General features: G+C 49.2%; 1 protein-coding gene. It reads left to right on the plus strand.

Translation table 11 applies throughout. The features are described 5' to 3' along the window. The coding region (locus HC176_RS18770; RefSeq protein ID WP_209309833.1) for a DnaB-like helicase C-terminal domain-containing protein at positions 1-307 on the plus strand (307 nt) is incomplete at both ends.

The raw sequence follows: 307 nt of genomic DNA on the forward strand, positions 1-307 counted from the left end.
AGGAGATCTCTACCATTTCCCGAAACCTTAAAGCTCTTGCCAAAGAATTGAACGTGCCGGTGATCGCGCTATCCCAGTTATCCCGTGCGGTGGAAACCAGAGGGGGGTCAAAAAGGCCACTTTTGAGCGACCTTAGGGAATCCGGAGCTATCGAGCAGGATGCCGATATCGTATCCTTTATTTACCGACCTGAATACTATAAAATAGAGGAGTGGGATGATGAGGAACGCTCTCCCACAGACGGGCAGGCCGAATTTATTGTAGCCAAGCACCGTAACGGGGGACTGGAGAATATTAGGTTGAAATT

The sequence above is a fragment of the Tamlana crocina genome (assembly GCF_012037625.1).